Source organism: Gemmatimonadota bacterium (assembly GCA_040882465.1).
In the GTDB taxonomy this organism is placed as follows: Bacteria; Gemmatimonadota; Gemmatimonadetes; order Longimicrobiales; family Gaopeijiaceae; genus JBBEBG01.
Genome location: JBBEBG010000029.1, coordinates 1 through 14,988, shown reverse-complemented (window position 1 = coordinate 14,988; position 14,988 = coordinate 1). Strand labels below are relative to the sequence as shown.

At 66.3% G+C, this 14,988-nt stretch carries 17 protein-coding genes; 14 read left to right on the top strand and 3 right to left on the bottom strand.

All coding sequences use genetic code 11. The features are described from left to right. Positions 1 to 24: 24 nt before the first annotated feature. A complete protein-coding gene (locus tag WEG36_10645) occupies positions 25 to 942 on the top strand; it encodes an RNA methyltransferase (protein ID MEX1258064.1) in 918 nt (305 codons plus the stop codon). Next, positions 939 to 1,709, top strand: coding sequence for a prepilin peptidase (locus WEG36_10640; protein ID MEX1258063.1), 771 nt, complete (start codon positions 939 to 941; stop codon positions 1,707 to 1,709). The genes WEG36_10645 and WEG36_10640 overlap by 4 nt, the downstream gene beginning before the upstream one ends. Before the next feature lie 73 nt (positions 1,710 to 1,782). On the opposite strand, the gene WEG36_10635 is transcribed toward WEG36_10640, so the two are convergent. From WEG36_10635 to WEG36_10625, 3 genes are all read right to left on the bottom strand, one after another. Beyond that, positions 1,783 to 2,334, bottom strand: a complete 552-nt coding sequence (locus tag WEG36_10635) for a gamma carbonic anhydrase family protein (protein ID MEX1258062.1) — start codon at positions 2,332 to 2,334, stop codon at positions 1,783 to 1,785. Between the two features lies 1 nt (position 2,335). Further along, positions 2,336 to 3,589 carry a hemolysin family protein gene (locus tag WEG36_10630; protein ID MEX1258061.1) on the bottom strand — a complete coding sequence of 418 codons (1,254 nt, stop codon included), beginning with the start codon at positions 3,587 to 3,589 and terminating at the stop codon, positions 2,336 to 2,338. Between the two features lie 87 nt (positions 3,590 to 3,676). Next, positions 3,677 to 4,720, bottom strand: a complete 1,044-nt coding sequence (locus WEG36_10625) for an AAA family ATPase (GenBank protein ID MEX1258060.1) — start codon at positions 4,718 to 4,720, stop codon at positions 3,677 to 3,679. Positions 4,721 to 4,989: 269 nt separating this feature from the next. On the opposite strand from WEG36_10625, the gene WEG36_10620 reads away from it, so the two are divergent. From WEG36_10620 to WEG36_10565, 12 genes are all read left to right on the top strand, one after another. Further along, positions 4,990 to 5,265 (top strand): AtpZ/AtpI family protein, encoded by a 276-nt coding sequence (locus tag WEG36_10620; GenBank protein ID MEX1258059.1) that lies wholly within the window; start codon positions 4,990 to 4,992, stop codon positions 5,263 to 5,265. After that, on the top strand, positions 5,262 to 5,639 hold the full coding sequence (locus WEG36_10615; protein MEX1258058.1) for a hypothetical protein: 378 nt from the start codon (positions 5,262 to 5,264) through the stop codon (positions 5,637 to 5,639). The genes WEG36_10620 and WEG36_10615 overlap by 4 nt, the downstream gene beginning before the upstream one ends. After that, positions 5,636 to 6,553, top strand: a complete 918-nt coding sequence (gene atpB / locus WEG36_10610; protein MEX1258057.1) for a F0F1 ATP synthase subunit A — start codon at positions 5,636 to 5,638, stop codon at positions 6,551 to 6,553. The genes WEG36_10615 and atpB overlap by 4 nt, the downstream gene beginning before the upstream one ends. Before the next feature lie 23 nt (positions 6,554 to 6,576). Beyond that, a complete protein-coding gene (locus WEG36_10605; GenBank protein ID MEX1258056.1) occupies positions 6,577 to 6,831 on the top strand; it encodes a F0F1 ATP synthase subunit C in 255 nt (84 codons plus the stop codon). A gap of 43 nt (positions 6,832 to 6,874) precedes the next feature. Beyond that, positions 6,875 to 7,378, top strand: a complete 504-nt coding sequence (gene atpF / locus WEG36_10600) for a F0F1 ATP synthase subunit B (GenBank protein ID MEX1258055.1) — start codon at positions 6,875 to 6,877, stop codon at positions 7,376 to 7,378. After that, positions 7,375 to 7,938: an ATP synthase F1 subunit delta gene (gene atpH, locus WEG36_10595; protein ID MEX1258054.1), complete on the top strand. Its 564-nt coding sequence runs from the start codon at positions 7,375 to 7,377 to the stop codon at positions 7,936 to 7,938. The genes atpF and atpH overlap by 4 nt, the downstream gene beginning before the upstream one ends. A gap of 56 nt (positions 7,939 to 7,994) precedes the next feature. Continuing rightward, on the top strand, positions 7,995 to 9,557 hold the full coding sequence (gene atpA / locus WEG36_10590) for a F0F1 ATP synthase subunit alpha (protein MEX1258053.1): 1,563 nt from the start codon (positions 7,995 to 7,997) through the stop codon (positions 9,555 to 9,557). Between the two features lies 1 nt (position 9,558). Continuing rightward, on the top strand, positions 9,559 to 10,419 hold the full coding sequence (atpG, locus tag WEG36_10585) for an ATP synthase F1 subunit gamma (protein ID MEX1258052.1): 861 nt from the start codon (positions 9,559 to 9,561) through the stop codon (positions 10,417 to 10,419). Between the two features lie 42 nt (positions 10,420 to 10,461). Next, positions 10,462 to 11,898 carry a F0F1 ATP synthase subunit beta gene (gene atpD / locus WEG36_10580; GenBank protein MEX1258051.1) on the top strand — a complete coding sequence of 479 codons (1,437 nt, stop codon included), beginning with the start codon at positions 10,462 to 10,464 and terminating at the stop codon, positions 11,896 to 11,898. A 1-nt stretch (position 11,899) separates the two neighbouring features. Then, complete coding sequence (locus WEG36_10575) at positions 11,900 to 12,247, top strand: F0F1 ATP synthase subunit epsilon (GenBank protein ID MEX1258050.1); 348 nt, start codon at positions 11,900 to 11,902, stop codon at positions 12,245 to 12,247. Between the two features lie 108 nt (positions 12,248 to 12,355). After that, on the top strand, positions 12,356 to 13,867 hold the full coding sequence (locus tag WEG36_10570; GenBank protein ID MEX1258049.1) for an FAD-binding protein: 1,512 nt from the start codon (positions 12,356 to 12,358) through the stop codon (positions 13,865 to 13,867). Between the two features lie 174 nt (positions 13,868 to 14,041). After that, a complete protein-coding gene (locus tag WEG36_10565) occupies positions 14,042 to 14,851 on the top strand; it encodes a PHP domain-containing protein (GenBank protein MEX1258048.1) in 810 nt (269 codons plus the stop codon). The last annotated feature ends 137 nt before the right edge of the window (positions 14,852 to 14,988 follow it).

Here is a 14,988-nt window from a genome sequence, read left to right as displayed (position 1 = left end):
CGTGGGCTCGAAGAGTGGAAAGGTTTGGACGCCCGGGAAGATACGGGAATCGCCTCCCCGGAGGCACTCGCGGTGGAGCTGAGCCGGAGTCGGGAACGGCTCCTTCGAAGGATCGCCTCGCGGCGGGGGCGCGAGGCCGAGGGGGTCGTCCTCCTCGAGGGTCCGAGGGTCCTCGAAGCGGCGTTGGCGCACGGCGTGGTCCCGTCCTTTCTGGTGCGGGGGGGGCGGGAGAGCTCACACGACCTGGACGTCCTGACGGAGAATCTTGCGCGCGCCGGCGCCGAGGTCGTCGAAGTACCGGCGACCGCCTTCGCGGAGCTCGCGCAGACGGACTCGCCGCAGGGGATTCTCGGGATCGCCGCCGAGCCGCGAGCGACCCTCCCCGATCCGAAGTCCGCCGGCGCCGAGCGGTGCCTCCTGCTCGACGGAGTCCAGGATCCGGGAAACGTCGGGACGCTGATCCGCACGGCCGCCGCCCTGGGAATCACGCGCGTTCTCGCCCTGGACGGGACCGCCGACCCCTGGAGCGCCAAAGCGGTGCGGGCCTCCGCGGGACTCTGCTTCGCCCTCCCGGTCCTGGCGTTCCCGTGGGAGGAGGCCGACGCCTGGCGTGAGTCGGCGGGACTTCCCCTCCTCGTCGCCGAACGTGGGGGCGAGGACATCCGTTCCTGGCTCGCTTCGAGAGCGGGGCCGCGGATCTCCGGTCTGTCGGCGTCGGGCTCCATGGGCCGGGGCGAAGGGGGTCTCGGGTGGGCGCTCCTCCTCGGAAACGAGGGGCAGGGTCCGCGTGCCGCGGCCAGGGCGCGGGCGGCCGCGCAAATCGCGATTCCCCTGGCGGCCAGCGTGGATTCCCTGAACGTCTCCATCGCGGGGGCGATCCTCCTCTGGGCGCTCGGGCCGGGACGTGAATCCGCGCCCTCGTCGGGCGGGAAGGGCGCATGAGCGACACTCACTTCGCCGCTCTCGCCGCCACGCTTTTCGGGCTGGCCCTGGGTTCCTTCCTGAACGTTTGCACCCTTCGATGGCCGGAGAACGAATCTGTCGTCCGGCCCAGCTCTCGGTGCCCGGGGTGTGGGAAGGCGATCCGGTGGTTCGACAACTTCCCCGTGCTGAGCTGGCTCTTCCTCGGCGGACGCTGCCGCGACTGCGGGAAAGGGATCTCGATCCAGTATCCCGCGGTCGAGCTCGCGACGGGAGCGATTTGGGGTGGGATGGTCCTCCTTCACGGGCTCGAGCCGGAGGCCGTCCGGGGCGCGATTTTCCTCACGATCCTGCTGGGAATCGCCGTGAGCGACGCCCGCTTCTACATCATCCCGGACCAATTCAGCTTGGGCGGTCTCGTCATCGGGCTGGCGCTGGCCCCCCTCGTGCCCACAATGGGAATCCTGCCGGCGCTGACCGGTGCCGCGGCGGGATTCGCGCTCCTCTGGTTCGTCGCGTGGGCAGGAGAGAAGGTCTTCAAGAAGGAGGCGATGGGGGGAGGAGACATCAAGATGATGGCGATGATCGGCGCCTTCCTCGGGCTCCAGGGCGTTTTCCTCACCCTCTTCCTCGGGTCCCTCCTCGGCACCCTGATCTTCGGGCCGATCTCCGTGAAGACCAAGAGACTCGTCCCCTTCGGAGTTTTTCTCGCCGTCGGGGCCGCGGTGACCTACGGGTGGGGCGAGGCACTGGTGGACTGGTATACCGAGTGGGCGTTCGGCGGTTAGCGCCTTACGTCACGACGGGCACCCGCTCGTGTGAAAACCCGTCGCATTCCGTTCGCGCGTGGTTCCCGCCCCGTCACTCTCGGTCCTCGGTGGGCGGCCCGTCGAGCCCCTGCTCGAGGTAACTCCGCGACAGCTCGACATAATGACGCCAGCTTCGTGCGACCCACCCGGCCGACGAGCCGTCGAGCGACTTGCGGATCTTGGCGGGGATTCCCGCGACCAGGCTCCGGTCCGGGACCACCGCCTTCTCGAGGACGACGCTCCCCGCCGCGATGAGGCACTCGCGGCCGATCACCGCCTCCTGGAGGATGACTGCGTTCATCCCCACGAGAGTTCCTTCGCCGATTTCGCAGCATTCGAACACGGCACCGTGTCCCACCGTGACCCGGGGACCCACGATCGTGGGCCCCCAGATCCCGACGTGTACGATCGCGCCGTCCTGCACGTTCGCATCGGTCCCGACGACGATCGGGTTCGTGGGATCATCCCCGCGCAGGACCGCCCCGAACCAGATGCTCGCGCGAGATTCGACCCGGACATCGCCGATCAGAACCGCATTCGGAGCGAGAAAGGCATCCTCCGCGACCTGGGGGGACTTCCCTCGGAAGGGAAGGAGCAGCGCCATCTCAGACTTCGTCCGCCGGCGTCGTGTGCAGCTTTCGGATGCGGGCCCGCATCACCTGGGTGTCCGTGGCGTCGAGAATCTCGATTTCGAGACCTGGAAGCTCGATCCGCTCCCCCGCCTCCGGCACCCGCCCCATCTCCTCGAGGATGAAGCCGTTGAGTGAGCGATACTCGAGCTGTGGCAGGGACACGTTGAAGGCGTAATTCACCTCCCGCAGCTCCACGGTGCCCGCGGCCTCCAACTCGTTCTTCGAGATCCGGTGAATGGACTCCTCCGCCACGTCCCTCTCATCCTCGATCTCTCCCACGAGCTCCTCGATCACGTCTTCCAATGTCACCAGTCCGTCCGTTCCACCAAACTCGTCGGCGACGATTCCCATGTGGATCCTGCGAAGCTGGAAGTCACGGAGGAGCCGCGGGAGGGAGAGAGAACCCGGGACGAAGAAGGGCTCGCGGGAGAGCTCCGAAAGCTTCAGCCCTCCGCGGCCGCCTGCATAAGCCTCGTAGGCCTCGCGCACGTAAAGGATGCCCGTGATGTCGTCGATGCTTGCGCCGAAAACGGGGACTCGGGAGTAGGGGACGGTCTTCAGCTTCGGCACGATCTCCTCGATCGTGAGGGCGTCGCGCCAGGAAAAGATGTCCACCCGCGGTGTCATGATGTCCCAGGCGGTCAGCTCGTCCATCCTGAACGCGCGTTCGACGAGTAGGTGTTCTTCTTCCTCGAGCACGCCTTCTTTTCGGCCGAGCTCGGTGAGCTCCCGCAGCTCGCGTGCCTCCGGAGTCCCGACCTCTTCCGCGGTTCTCCGCTTGAAGAGTCCATCGAGAAGGACGAACGGGGCGAGCAGGGGTCGAAGGGCACGCTCCAGGAAAAGGAGGGCCGGCGCGGTGAGAAGGGCGAGCCGAATCGGCTGAAAGGAGGCCACAAGACGGGGCACTCCCTCCGAGACGAGCAGGACGCCGACGGCCGCACCCGGGATCGCCCAGATCATCCCCGGAGCGCCCCGGCGCATCACCGCCAATCCCACCAAGAGGCCGGCGGCAATGAGGTTCGTCAGGGTGTTGACGACGAAGACGGTGGCGCGCACCTGTCGTGCGCGCGCCCGTACGCGATCCAGTCCGTCCGCTCCGGTGAACCCCTCCGCGATGAGGGTGCGGAGTCGCGATGCGCCGACTCCAAAGACGGCCGACTCCATCGCGGAGAGAAGCGCGGAAAATGCGAGGAGGAGACCGGTCCCGAGGAGGAGGACTCCGGTCACAGGTGTGCGCCGGCCGGAGGAAGAGGATCGTCCCCTCCGGGGGGACTACCTCGGTCTACGTCCATCGTGTCCCAGGTCCATCGAGGCCTACGTCCATGCACGGCTTTCCCGGAGAAGCTCGTCAATGATCTTTCGGGCCGAGACTCCGTCTGCTTCCGCCTCGAAGCTGGGGACGATGCGGTGTGCGAGGACCGCGCGGGCCACGGCTCTCACGTCTTCGAGATTCGGCACCGGATCCCCGCGAAGGGCGGCTCGCGCCTTGGCCCCGAGGACGAGGTATTGGGACGCCCTGGGGCCGGCGCCCCACCCCACGTATTTCCGGATCACGGCGGGTGCCTCTTCGGCGCCCGGCCGCGTCGCACGTGCGAGATGGACCGCGTAGGCGACGACCGAGGGCGCCACCGGAACCCTGCGGACCAGGTGTTGGAGTTCGATCAGCCGCTCCGCGGAAACGACGCGGTGGACCTCGATGAGCTCCTCGCCGGTCGTCTGGAGGGCGACGTCCTCTTCCTCCTGACGCGACGGATAGGTGATCCGGAGCTCGAGCATGAAGCGGTCGAGCTGGGCTTCCGGAAGGGGGTACGTTCCTTCCTGTTCGATCGGATTTTGGGTCGCGAGGACGAAAAAGGGCGAGGGGAGAGGGAAGGTCTCTCCGCCAATGGTAACCGCCTTCTCCTGCATGGCCTGGAGGAGCGCGGCCTGGGTCTTGGGCGGGGTGCGATTTATCTCGTCGGCGAGCACGAAGTTCGCGAAAACGGGTCCCCGTACGAAGCGAAAGACGCGCCGCCCCGTGGTCCGGTCTTCCTCGATGACCTCGGTGCCCGTGATGTCCGTGGGCATGAGGTCGGGAGTAAACTGGATCCGCTGGAACTCGAGGTCGAGCGCGTCGGCCAGCGTCGAGACGAGGAGAGTCTTTGCCAGCCCCGGGACCCCGACAAGGAGGACATGCCCGTTCGCGAGGAGGGCGAGTAGGAGCCCTTCCACCACATCCCTTTGACCGATGATCCGCTTCGCGACCTCGGCGCGAAGGCGCTCGGCCATCTGCGCCACTTCCTCGAGAAGCTCCAGATCCCGGTCCCGGACCGCCACCCCATCCGCCAAGGCTCGACCCTCCATGATTCGAAGATACATCCGGGCCAGCCTCGCGGGGGGCCGTCCCGGAACAAGCGGGGCTACCCGCTCCCCGGGGAGCGGGGTCCCGAAGGGGGCCGCGGCACCCCCGCGGAGGGTCATTCGGCGCCCATTCCGAGCCGTCGTCCGGACGAAGGATACGCCCCGCTCCGGCCCCCCGCCATGGGGGTGCGGGACACCGCTTCAGGGTGGGGGAGTTACGCTTGCGCATTTTTTCACAAGCGCCTAATTTTTTTCGGCTGAGGGCGCGCCGGGAGGTGTTCCAGACGATGTCGGACTCGCGGGATCCGGGACCAGATTCGCGTGAGGAGCTGATCCGAACCTCTTCCCGGTATCTGGGTCATGGGATGGGGTTGGCCGCGTCCGTCGCTCTTTTCGGATGGATCGGCTCGAAGGTGGGTGAGTGGCTCGGAGCCGAGGCGATTCTCACGCTCCTCGGCATCCTGTTCGGGGGCGCGGCGGGTTTCTACAGCATGTATGCGCAGCTCGTGGTGCGGCCCAGAGAAGAGAAAAAGCGGGATTCGGGGGGGAGCGAAGAGGATTGAGCGCCGTCGTTCGGTATACCCTGATCTCTTTTCTCGTTGTGGGAGTGGGATCCGCGGTCCTTCTCGCCTTGCTCGAGCCCGCCGCGCGAAGCGGAGTGCTCCTTGCCGCGGGGATCGCTCTGCCGGTGCAGGTCCTGGCCTTTGGCCTGCTGGCCCGCGCCCGAGATGATGTGACGCGGTTTTTCGCCTGGTGGGGCGCGGGCATCGCCCTCCGGGTCGTCGTGTTCGCGGTGACGGGGATCGCGTCGGCCGGAATCGCCCCGGTTGGTCGCACGTCCCTGGTCCTGTCGCTGGCAGGATTTTTTTTCGTGTTGCTGCTCCTGGAGCCGCTGTTCCTCAAGGGTGAACACAAGGGCGTGAAGACGACGGCATGAATCCGATCGGGGCTTTACAGGAGGAATCGGCGGTCGCGGCCCAGGAAGCCGCACACGGTCCGGAAGCCGGCGAACCTCTCCTTATGGAGGGGCTCCCGGATTGGATCTCGCATCACATCGGAGACGATCAGGTCATCGAGTTCGCCGGGCTACATCTCGACCTGCACGGCCTCGCGATCGAGCCATTCCAGTTGGGTCCCATCACCGTGGATTTCTCCCCGACGAGGCAGCTCGTCGTGATGCTGCTGGTGGCGATCCTCCTCATCCTGATCTTCATCCCCGTGGCGCGCACGATCCGCTCCAAGGGAATCGAGAAGGCGCCCCGAGGCTTTACGAACTCGATGGAGGCGATGATCCTCTACTTCCGGGACGAGGTCGTCCGGCCAAACATCGGTCATGGGGCGGATGGTTACACCCCGTTCATCCTGACGCTTTTTTTCTTCATCCTGGGGATGAATCTGGTCGGGCTGACCCCGCTCGGGATCACGCCGACCGCGAATTTATCCGTGACGGCCGCGCTCGCGGTGATCAGCTTCGTCGTGACCGAGATCTCCGGATTCCGGGCGCTGGGTCCGGCCGGGTACGCGAAGACGATCTTCTTCCTCCCGCCGGGGCTTCCGACCCTGATGAAGCCCCTGATGCTCGTCATCCTTACCCCGGTCGAATTGCTGGGCAAGCTGACCAAGCCCTTCGCGCTGGCGGTCCGGCTCCTGGCCAACATGACAGCGGGGCACACGTTGATCCTGGCCATCCTGGGGATGATCTTCGTGCTCCAGAGCTACCTCATGGGCGTCGGCTCCGTGGTGATCGCAAGCACTCTCATGATCCTGGAGCTCTTCGTGGCCTTTCTGCAGGCTTATATCTTCGCCATGCTCACGTCCGTATTCATCGGTCTCATTCGTCACGCCCACTAGTCACTTCTCACAAGGGAAGAAAGATGCTCTTGCCAACGGCACTTCAAGAGGTTGCGGCTGGAGGAGGCTCGGGTCTCATCGGCGCGGGGCTCGGTATCGCTGGTGCCGTGATCGGTGCCGGTCTTGGAATCGGCCCGATCGGATTCGCGGCCGCGTCGGGAATCGCCCGCCAGCCGGAGGCCACCGCTCAGATTCAGACGGCGGCCATCATTTTCGCGGCCCTCGTGGAAGGCGCCGCCCTCTTTGGTCTGGGTCTCGTTTTTCTGGTGTTCGCCTGACGCCCCGACAGCGGCATCACCAGCGACCTGTTAAGGAGGCCGGATGTTCGACCTAAACTTCGGGCTCTTCGTTTGGACGAGCATCGTTTTTCTCGCGCTGCTCGGTATCCTCTGGAAGTTCGCCTGGGGTCCCGTTCTCGCCGCCGTGGATGCGCGCGAGCAGAAGATTCAGGCGGCCCTGGATCGGGCCGCCGCCGAGCGGGAAGAGGCCGCGAAGCTCCTGGCCGAACATCGGGAGCAGATGGCCGACGCCCGCAGGAAAGCCCAGCAGCTGATCGCAGAGGGGCGCGAGGGGGGAGAGAAGGTCCGTCAGGACATCGAGGACAAGGCACGGGTGGAGGGGCAGGCCCTCATCGAGCGGGCACGTGAAGCGATCGAGCAGGAGAAGGAGTCCGCGATCGAGGCGTTGCGCCGGGAGGCCGTGGACCTGGCTATCGCCGCTGCCGGGAGACTGATGGAGGAGAAGCTCGACGGTCCGAAGGACCGCGAGCTCGTCATGGGATACATCGAAGAGCTGGGCCGGCGCGACGAAGGTGCGCAGGCGTGAGAGACGAGACCGTCGCCAGAAACTACGCCAAGACACTCTTCGAGGTGGCGGAAAGGCAGGAGGGTCTCGAGGCGTTCGGCGAGGGTATCGAGGTCGTGGCGCGCCTGCTCGACGAGAATCCGGACTTTCGCACCTTCCTCGTGACTCCGAGAATCGCGCTAGGCGAAAAAAAAGCGGTCATTCGCAAGGCCTTCGGGGAAACACTCCCGCCGACACTGGTCAACTTCCTGCTCGTGACGCTCGACCGCCGGCGGCAACGGCTCCTCCGGGAGATCGCGAGGGAGTATCACCTCCTTCTCGACGTACGGATGAACCGCGAGCGGGTGGAGGTTGCTGTGGCCCGTCCGCTCGACAGCGCTGCGATCGAAGAGCTCCAGCAGCGGCTCACGGAGCTCCTGGGTCGCGAGGCCATCCCGAGCGTGAGGGTCAAGCCGGCGATCCTGGGGGGCGTCGTCATTCGGGCGGGGAACACCATCTATGACGGATCCTTGCGGCGTCGGCTGGACGGAATGCGCCGCAGCTTGTTGACGACCCACCTCCATCCGGAGGGCGGGGCATGATCGAAAGAATCGGCCGGTGTAGTCCGGCCTCGATGAACGACTCAGGGGATTAGCCAGTGGCGAGCGAATCAGGGCTCCGAGCGAGCGAAATCAAGGGCGTCCTCCTTCAGGCGATCGAGCATTACGAAGAGGAGCTCCACGCGGACGAGGTGGGAGAGGTCCTCGAAGTCAAGGACGGGATCGCCCGCATCTACGGCCTCAAGAACGCGATGGCCAGCGAGATGCTCGAGATCACTCCCTCGGGCGGGGGGGCGCCGATCACCGCGCTCGCGCTGAACCTCGAAGAGGACAACATCGGTGCCGTCGTCCTGGGCGATTGGACGAGCCTCCACGAGGGGAACGAGGTCCGCTGTACGGGGCGTGTGCTCGAAGTGCCGGTGGGAAAGGGGTATCTCGGTCGGACGGTGGACGCGCTGGGCGACCCGGTGGACGGGAAGGGTGCCATCGAGCCCATCGAGGGCTCCCGGATGATCGACATCGTCGCTCCCGGGATCGTGTCGCGGAAGCCTGTGGCGGAGCCGCTCCAAACCGGGATCAAGGCCATCGACGCCATGACGCCGATCGGACGCGGCCAGCGCGAGCTGATCATCGGTGACCGCTCCACGGGGAAGACGGCGATCACCGTGGACACGATCATCAACCAGAAGGGGCAGGACGTCATCTGCGTGTACTGCGCGATCGGGCAGCGCGCCGGAAAAGTCGCGGCCGTCGTGGAAACGCTCCGCGAAGCGGGCGCGATGGATTACACGATCGTCGTCGCGGCGAACGCCTCCGATCCCGCGCCGATGCAGTACATCGCCCCGTATACCGCCACGGCGCTCGCCGAGCACTTCATGTGGCAGGGGAAACACACCCTCGTCGTTTACGACGACCTCACGAAGCAGGCCCAGGCGTATCGCCAGCTCTCCCTGATCCTACGGCGGCCTCCGGGGCGCGAGGCCTACCCCGGGGACGTCTTCTACCTGCACTCCCGCCTCCTGGAGCGCGCCGCGAAGCTCTCCGAGGCCCACGGCGGCGGATCGCTCACCGCGCTACCGATCATCGAGACGCAGGCCGGCGACGTATCGGCGTACATCCCGACGAACGTGATCTCGATCACGGACGGCCAGATCTTTCTCGAGCCCGATCTCTTCTACGCCGGGGTCCGCCCCGCGGTGAACGTGGGGATTTCGGTGTCCCGCGTCGGCGGCGCCGCGCAGATCAAGGCGATGAAGAAGGTGGCCGGGCGGCTTCGCCTCGACCTGGCGCAGTTCCGTGAGCTCGAGGCCTTCGCGCAGTTCGGCTCCGACCTGGACGCGGCGACACAGCGCCAGTTGGCTCGAGGCCAGCGGACGGTGGAGCTCCTCAAACAACCCCAGTACGCCCCCATGGCGGTCGAGCAGCAGGTCGTCTCGATCTACGCGGTGACCAACGGCTACCTGGACCTGGTACCGGTCGAGCGGGTGGGGGCGTGGGAGAGGGGCTTCATGCAGTTTCTAGAAGCACAGCGCTCCGAGCTGCTCGACGGGATTCGGACGGAGAAGGTGTTGAGCGAAGCGCTCGAGGCGACGCTGAAAGAAGCGCTTGGCGACTACAACGCCCGCTTCGAGGCAGAGCACGGGGCCGGCCCGGCGGCCTGACATGGCGCAAGCGAGCGAGGTCAAGCGGCGGATCCGCTCCGTCGAGAACACGCGGCAGATCACGCGCACCATGGAAATGGTCGCGACCTCCAAGCTGAAGAAGGCCACCGATCGTGTTCATGCGTCACGTCCCTATGGCGAGTCGCTGGAAGAGGTCGTGCGGAGTCTCTACGATCCTTCCCTAGCGGACCGTTTTCCGCTCCTCCGGGATCCCAGCGAACCCCGGCGTGGTGCCGTCCTCCTTCTCACGGCGAATCGTGGGCTGGCGGGCGCCTACAACGTGAATTTGATCCGGCGGGCACGGGACCTCCTCAGGGAGCTGCGTGGCCAGGGGATCGAAGCGGAACTGCACGTCTCGGGAAAAAAGGGGATCGGATTCTTCCGATTCCAGGGCGAGACCCTCGTCCAGAGCTGGACGGGGATCGGGGACAACCCGACCCCGGAAGACGCCGAAACGCTCGTAGGGCAGCTGCAGGCGCGCTTCGAGTCAGGGGAGTTGGACGGCGTCTGGGTCGTTGCGTCCGAATTCCGGTCCGCGCTCTCCACACCACCGACGACGCGGCGACTCCTTCCGATTCGCGCGGAGGAGGGAGGGGTTTCGCCCGACCGGTATCTCCTCTCCCCCTCGCGAGACGAGATCCTCCGGCGTCTCCTTCCCCTCTACGTCCGAAACGTCGTCTACCGGGCGCTGGTGGAAAACGCCGCGGCGGAACACGGTGCCCGAAGGGCGGCGATGAAGAGCGCGACGGACAGCGCTTCCGATATGCTGGATGCGCTTCGCACTAAATACAACCGGGCCCGCCAGGGCCAGATCACGCAAGAGATCGCCGAGATCGTGGGCGGCGCGGCAGCCTTCGAATGAGCGATCACCGGCTCGGGATCGCGACAGGGAGACAGGGGGAACATGGCTGAGAAGAATGTCGGGAAGGTGGTGCAGGTCATCGGGCCGGTGGTGGACGTCGAGTTCTCCCCGGAATCCCTCCCGAGGATCCACAACGCCCTCAGAATCGACGGTACGACACCAGGCGGCCAGGTGATCGGACTCGTCGTGGAGGTTCAGCAGCATATCGGCCGCGGCCAGGTCAGGACGGTGGCGATGTCCTCCACCGATGGACTCGTCCGCGGGATGGATGCCGTGGATACCGGCGCGGCCATCTCGGTTCCGGTCGGGGAGCCGGCCCTGGGGCGCATTCTCAACGTCCTCGGCGAGCCGGTGGACGAAGGTGGCCCCGTCGAAAGCGCCGACGGAACGGAGGTGGAGCGGTGGCCGATCCACCGGGAGCCGCCCAAGTTCCGCGACCTCGAGCCCAAGACCGAGATCTTCGAAACCGGGATCAAGGTCATCGATCTCCTCGCCCCCTACGTGAAGGGGGGAAAGACCGGGCTCTTCGGCGGCGCTGGTGTAGGGAAGACGGTCATCATCCAGGAGCTCATCAACAACATCGCGATGGAGCACGGCGGACGCTCCGTCTTCTGTGGAGTGGGGGAGCGGACCCGCGAGGGGAACGACCTCTGGCTCGAGTTCAAGGAAGCAGGCGTCTTGAGCTCCACGGCGCTCGTTTACGGGCAGATGAACGAACCGCCGGGGGCGCGCTTGCGGGTGGGACTCAGCGGCCTCACGATCGCCGAGTACTTCCGCGATGTGGAGAAGCAGGACGTGCTCCTCTTCATTGACAACATCTTCCGATTCACCCAGGCGGGATCGGAGGTGTCCGCTCTCCTCGGCCGGATGCCCTCCGCCGTCGGATACCAGCCGACGCTCGGCACCGAGATGGGCGAGCTCCAGGAGCGGATCACCTCCACGCGGAACGGATCGATCACCTCAGTTCAGGCGATCTACGTCCCGGCGGACGACCTCACCGACCCGGCACCCGCGACCGCCTTTGCCCACCTGGACGCGACGACGGTGCTCTCGCGGAGCATCTCGGAGCTCGGGATCTATCCGGCGGTGGACCCTCTCGACTCCTCTTCGCGAATTCTCGATCCCCAATTCCTCGGGGAACGCCACTACCGGGTCGTGCGCGACGTCCAGCGCATCCTCCAGCGCTACAAGGACCTCCAGGACATCATCGCGATCCTCGGGATGGACGAGCTTTCGGAGGAGGACAAGATCGTGGTGAACCGGGCGCGCCGGATCCAGCGCTTCCTCTCGCAGCCCTTCTTCGTGGCGGAGCAGTTCACGGGGCGTCCCGGGAAATACGTCAAGCTCGACAACACGATCGAGTCATTCGAGAGGGTGGCGGCGGGCGAATTCGATCACTTGCCGGAGCAGGCCTTCTACATGCAGGGCGGAATCGAAGACGTGCTGGCCGAAGGCGAGCGGCTGGCCAAGGCCGGGTGAGATGGAAGGCAAGACTCTTACGCTCCGCCTGGTCTCCCCGGTCGCGACCGTCTTCGAAGGAGAAATCACTTCGGCCGTCCTTCCCGCCTGGGACGGCAAAGTCGGGATCCTGCCCGGTCACGCCCCTTTCCTCGCCCTCCTCGGAGGCGGAACCTTGGAAGTGGACCTCCCGGGCGGAGGGAGCCGGCAGTTTTTCGTTGTCCGCGGCGTGGTGAAGGTCGAGGGGGACAGGGTCACCGTCCTCTCGGAGTACGCGGGCACCGAGCCCCCGGCGGGATACGACCCGCGCCAGGCATGGCTCGACCCCCAGGAGTTCGAGGACACCTCGACGGGAAATCCGGGCCACTGATCTTGTGGCCGGGGCACGAGGCGACGATTTTTTTGTTGTCCCGCCCTCCGAAACGGCATAGGATGGGTTCGTTCCCCCAACGAATTCCATCGTGACTTCGAGGGCCTCATGAACCGCCGTTCCTTCCTCCGCCGCTCCGCCCTCGCCGCGGCAGCGGGGCTGGCGCTCCCGTACCGACCTCTTCACGCCGGCCTGTTCCGTCCTGTATCAAGGGTGCGACGCGACCTCGACGTCGTCACCGGCGACGGGCGCACCGTCACCCTGGCGAACAACGTGGTCGCGGAGTTCGCACAGGCGCTACGCGGACGTGTCCTACTTCGGGGAGAAGACGGGTACGACGACGCCCGCAGGATTCTAAATCCGTCCTTCGACAAATATCCTGCGTTGATCGCCCAGGTCACGGGGGCCGCGGACGTTGCAACCGCCGTGGATTTCGCCAGGGACAACGGAGGCCTCCTCCTCGCGGTGAAGTGCGGTGGCCACAGCGCATCGGGGCAGTCCTCATGCGACGGCGGGATGATGATCGACCTCTCCCCGTTCCGGGGTGTTCGCGTCGATCCCTTCGCGCGCACGGCACGTGTGACTGGGGGAACCCTGTTGGGTGCGCTCGACCACGAGGCGATGGCGCACGGCTTGGTAACGACGATGGGCACGGTCTCCCACACCGGGGTCGGCGGGCTCGTCACGGGCGGTGGATTCGGTCGGCTGGGGCGGAGATTCGGCCTCTCGGTGGACAATCTCTTGTCGGTGGACGTCGTGGGCGCCGACGGCCGCCTCCGGCACGCGACCGAGGACGAGAACGCCGACCTCTTCTGGGGCGTGAGAGGTGGGGGCGGCAATTTCGGGGTGGTTACATCTTTCGAGTTCCGCCTGCATTCGATGCAGCGCGAGGTGGTCTTTGGAGACATCCTCTTCCCCCTCGCGCGCGCTCGCGACGTCTTGGGCCTTTATGGGGAATACGGTCCCGGCGCACCGGATCAGCTGGCGCTTGGAGCCGTGGTCGTGCAGCCGGCGGGCGGCGCTCCGGGGCTCGCGGGATTTAATCTTTGCTGGTCGGGTGACCCGAACTCCCTCGAGCGTGTCATCGCCCCGATTCGCGCGCTCGGCACGCCGATCGCGGATACGCTCGCCTCCATGGACTACGTTGCGGTCCAGCGGTCGGGGGACATTTCTGACCCGCGCGCGGTCGGGCAGTACATCAAGAGCGGATTCATCCCCAATCTCCCGGCGGGGCTCGTCTCCGCGATCGCGGATCGCTTCGAAGGCGACCCGCGGCGTGATACCATCCTCGCCTTCCAGCAGGGGGGCGGAGCCATCGCACGAGTGGCGCCGGGGGCCACGGCCTTTGCGCAGCGGGACGCCATGGCCAACTTGCTCTGCTTCGTGAACTGGCCGAACGGAGAGGACCCCGCGGACCACGTCGCCTGGATTCGGGAGTTCTGGATCGGTCTCGAGCCCTTCACCCATGGCTTCTACGTGAATGACCTCGATGCCGACATGACGGCCGCGACCATTCGCGAAAACTACCGGCAGAACCACGAGCGGCTCGTCGCGGTGAAAAACGAGTACGACCCGCGGAATCTGTTCCGCCTGAACGCGAACGTGCAGCCGACGGTATAGTCTCCGGTCGTTCGGTTCCTGCCTCGAGGAAGCCTGGGGCCTCCGGCGAACCCACGCGGGCCTCGCCGGGAGACTCTTTCCCGGTCCATATCCTCCCCCCCTTCCGCGGAAAATCCGTGCGGTAGAGGCCGACCCGGGGATCCTCGCTGGCCCCGCGGGGTTCGTCGAGTTCTCATGGACCTCGACTTACACCTCCATTCCGCCGCTTCGGACGGCACGCTCCCGTCCGCTGAGGTTGTCTCTGCCGCGATCGCCGCGCGCCTCGACGTAATCGCGCTCACCGATCACGACACCCTCGCCGGAGTCTTCGCGGCCGTCGAGGCCGCACGGGGGCAGGCGCTCGCCGTGATCCCCGCGCTCGAGATCAGCACGACCTGGGACGACGCCGATCTCCACATCCTCGGCTATTTCGTGGACCCCATGGATCCGCGGATCCAGGAGCACTGCGAACGCGCCGTGGGGCGCCGCGAGGCCCGGCTCCGCGAGATGGTCTCCCGTCTCAGGGACCAGGGCGTGGACGTCGCCTTCGAAAGGGTGGCCGAGGCGGCCGGAGAAGGGGCTCCCGGCCGGCCCCACCTGGCGCGGGCGATGGTCGAGGCGGGCGTCGTGACCTCTGTTCCCGAGGCCTTCGACCGGTACATCGGGAACAACCATCCCGCCTATATCCCGACCCTCCTCCTCGATCCCGGTGAGGCGATTCGGCTCATCCATGGTGCCGGAGGGATCGCCGTCTGGGCACACCCGCCGGCCCACCGCCTCGAAACCCTCCTGCCGGAGCTTCGGCAGTGGGGGCTCGATGGTCTCGAAGTTTACCGGCCCTTCCTCGGGCGCGACCGGATGCTCCGGATCGAAGCCGCGGCCCGGAGCGCGGGCCTCCTGGTCACGGGCGGCTCCGATTGGCACGGTCCCGAGGGGGGGCCGCTGGGCGAGTTCCGCGTGCATGCCTCCGAGGTTTCCCGGTTTCTCGAAGCCGGGGGCATGTAGGACTCGGGGATTCGTTGACGGACCGGGAACGGTCGCTATATTTGTAGGCTCTACCGCACGCTTCGTGCGCAGCGGTGGTCCAGCTTTTTGACATAACCCCCCGACGGTGGTGAAACGAAGCACGCGGAAGAAGAGCG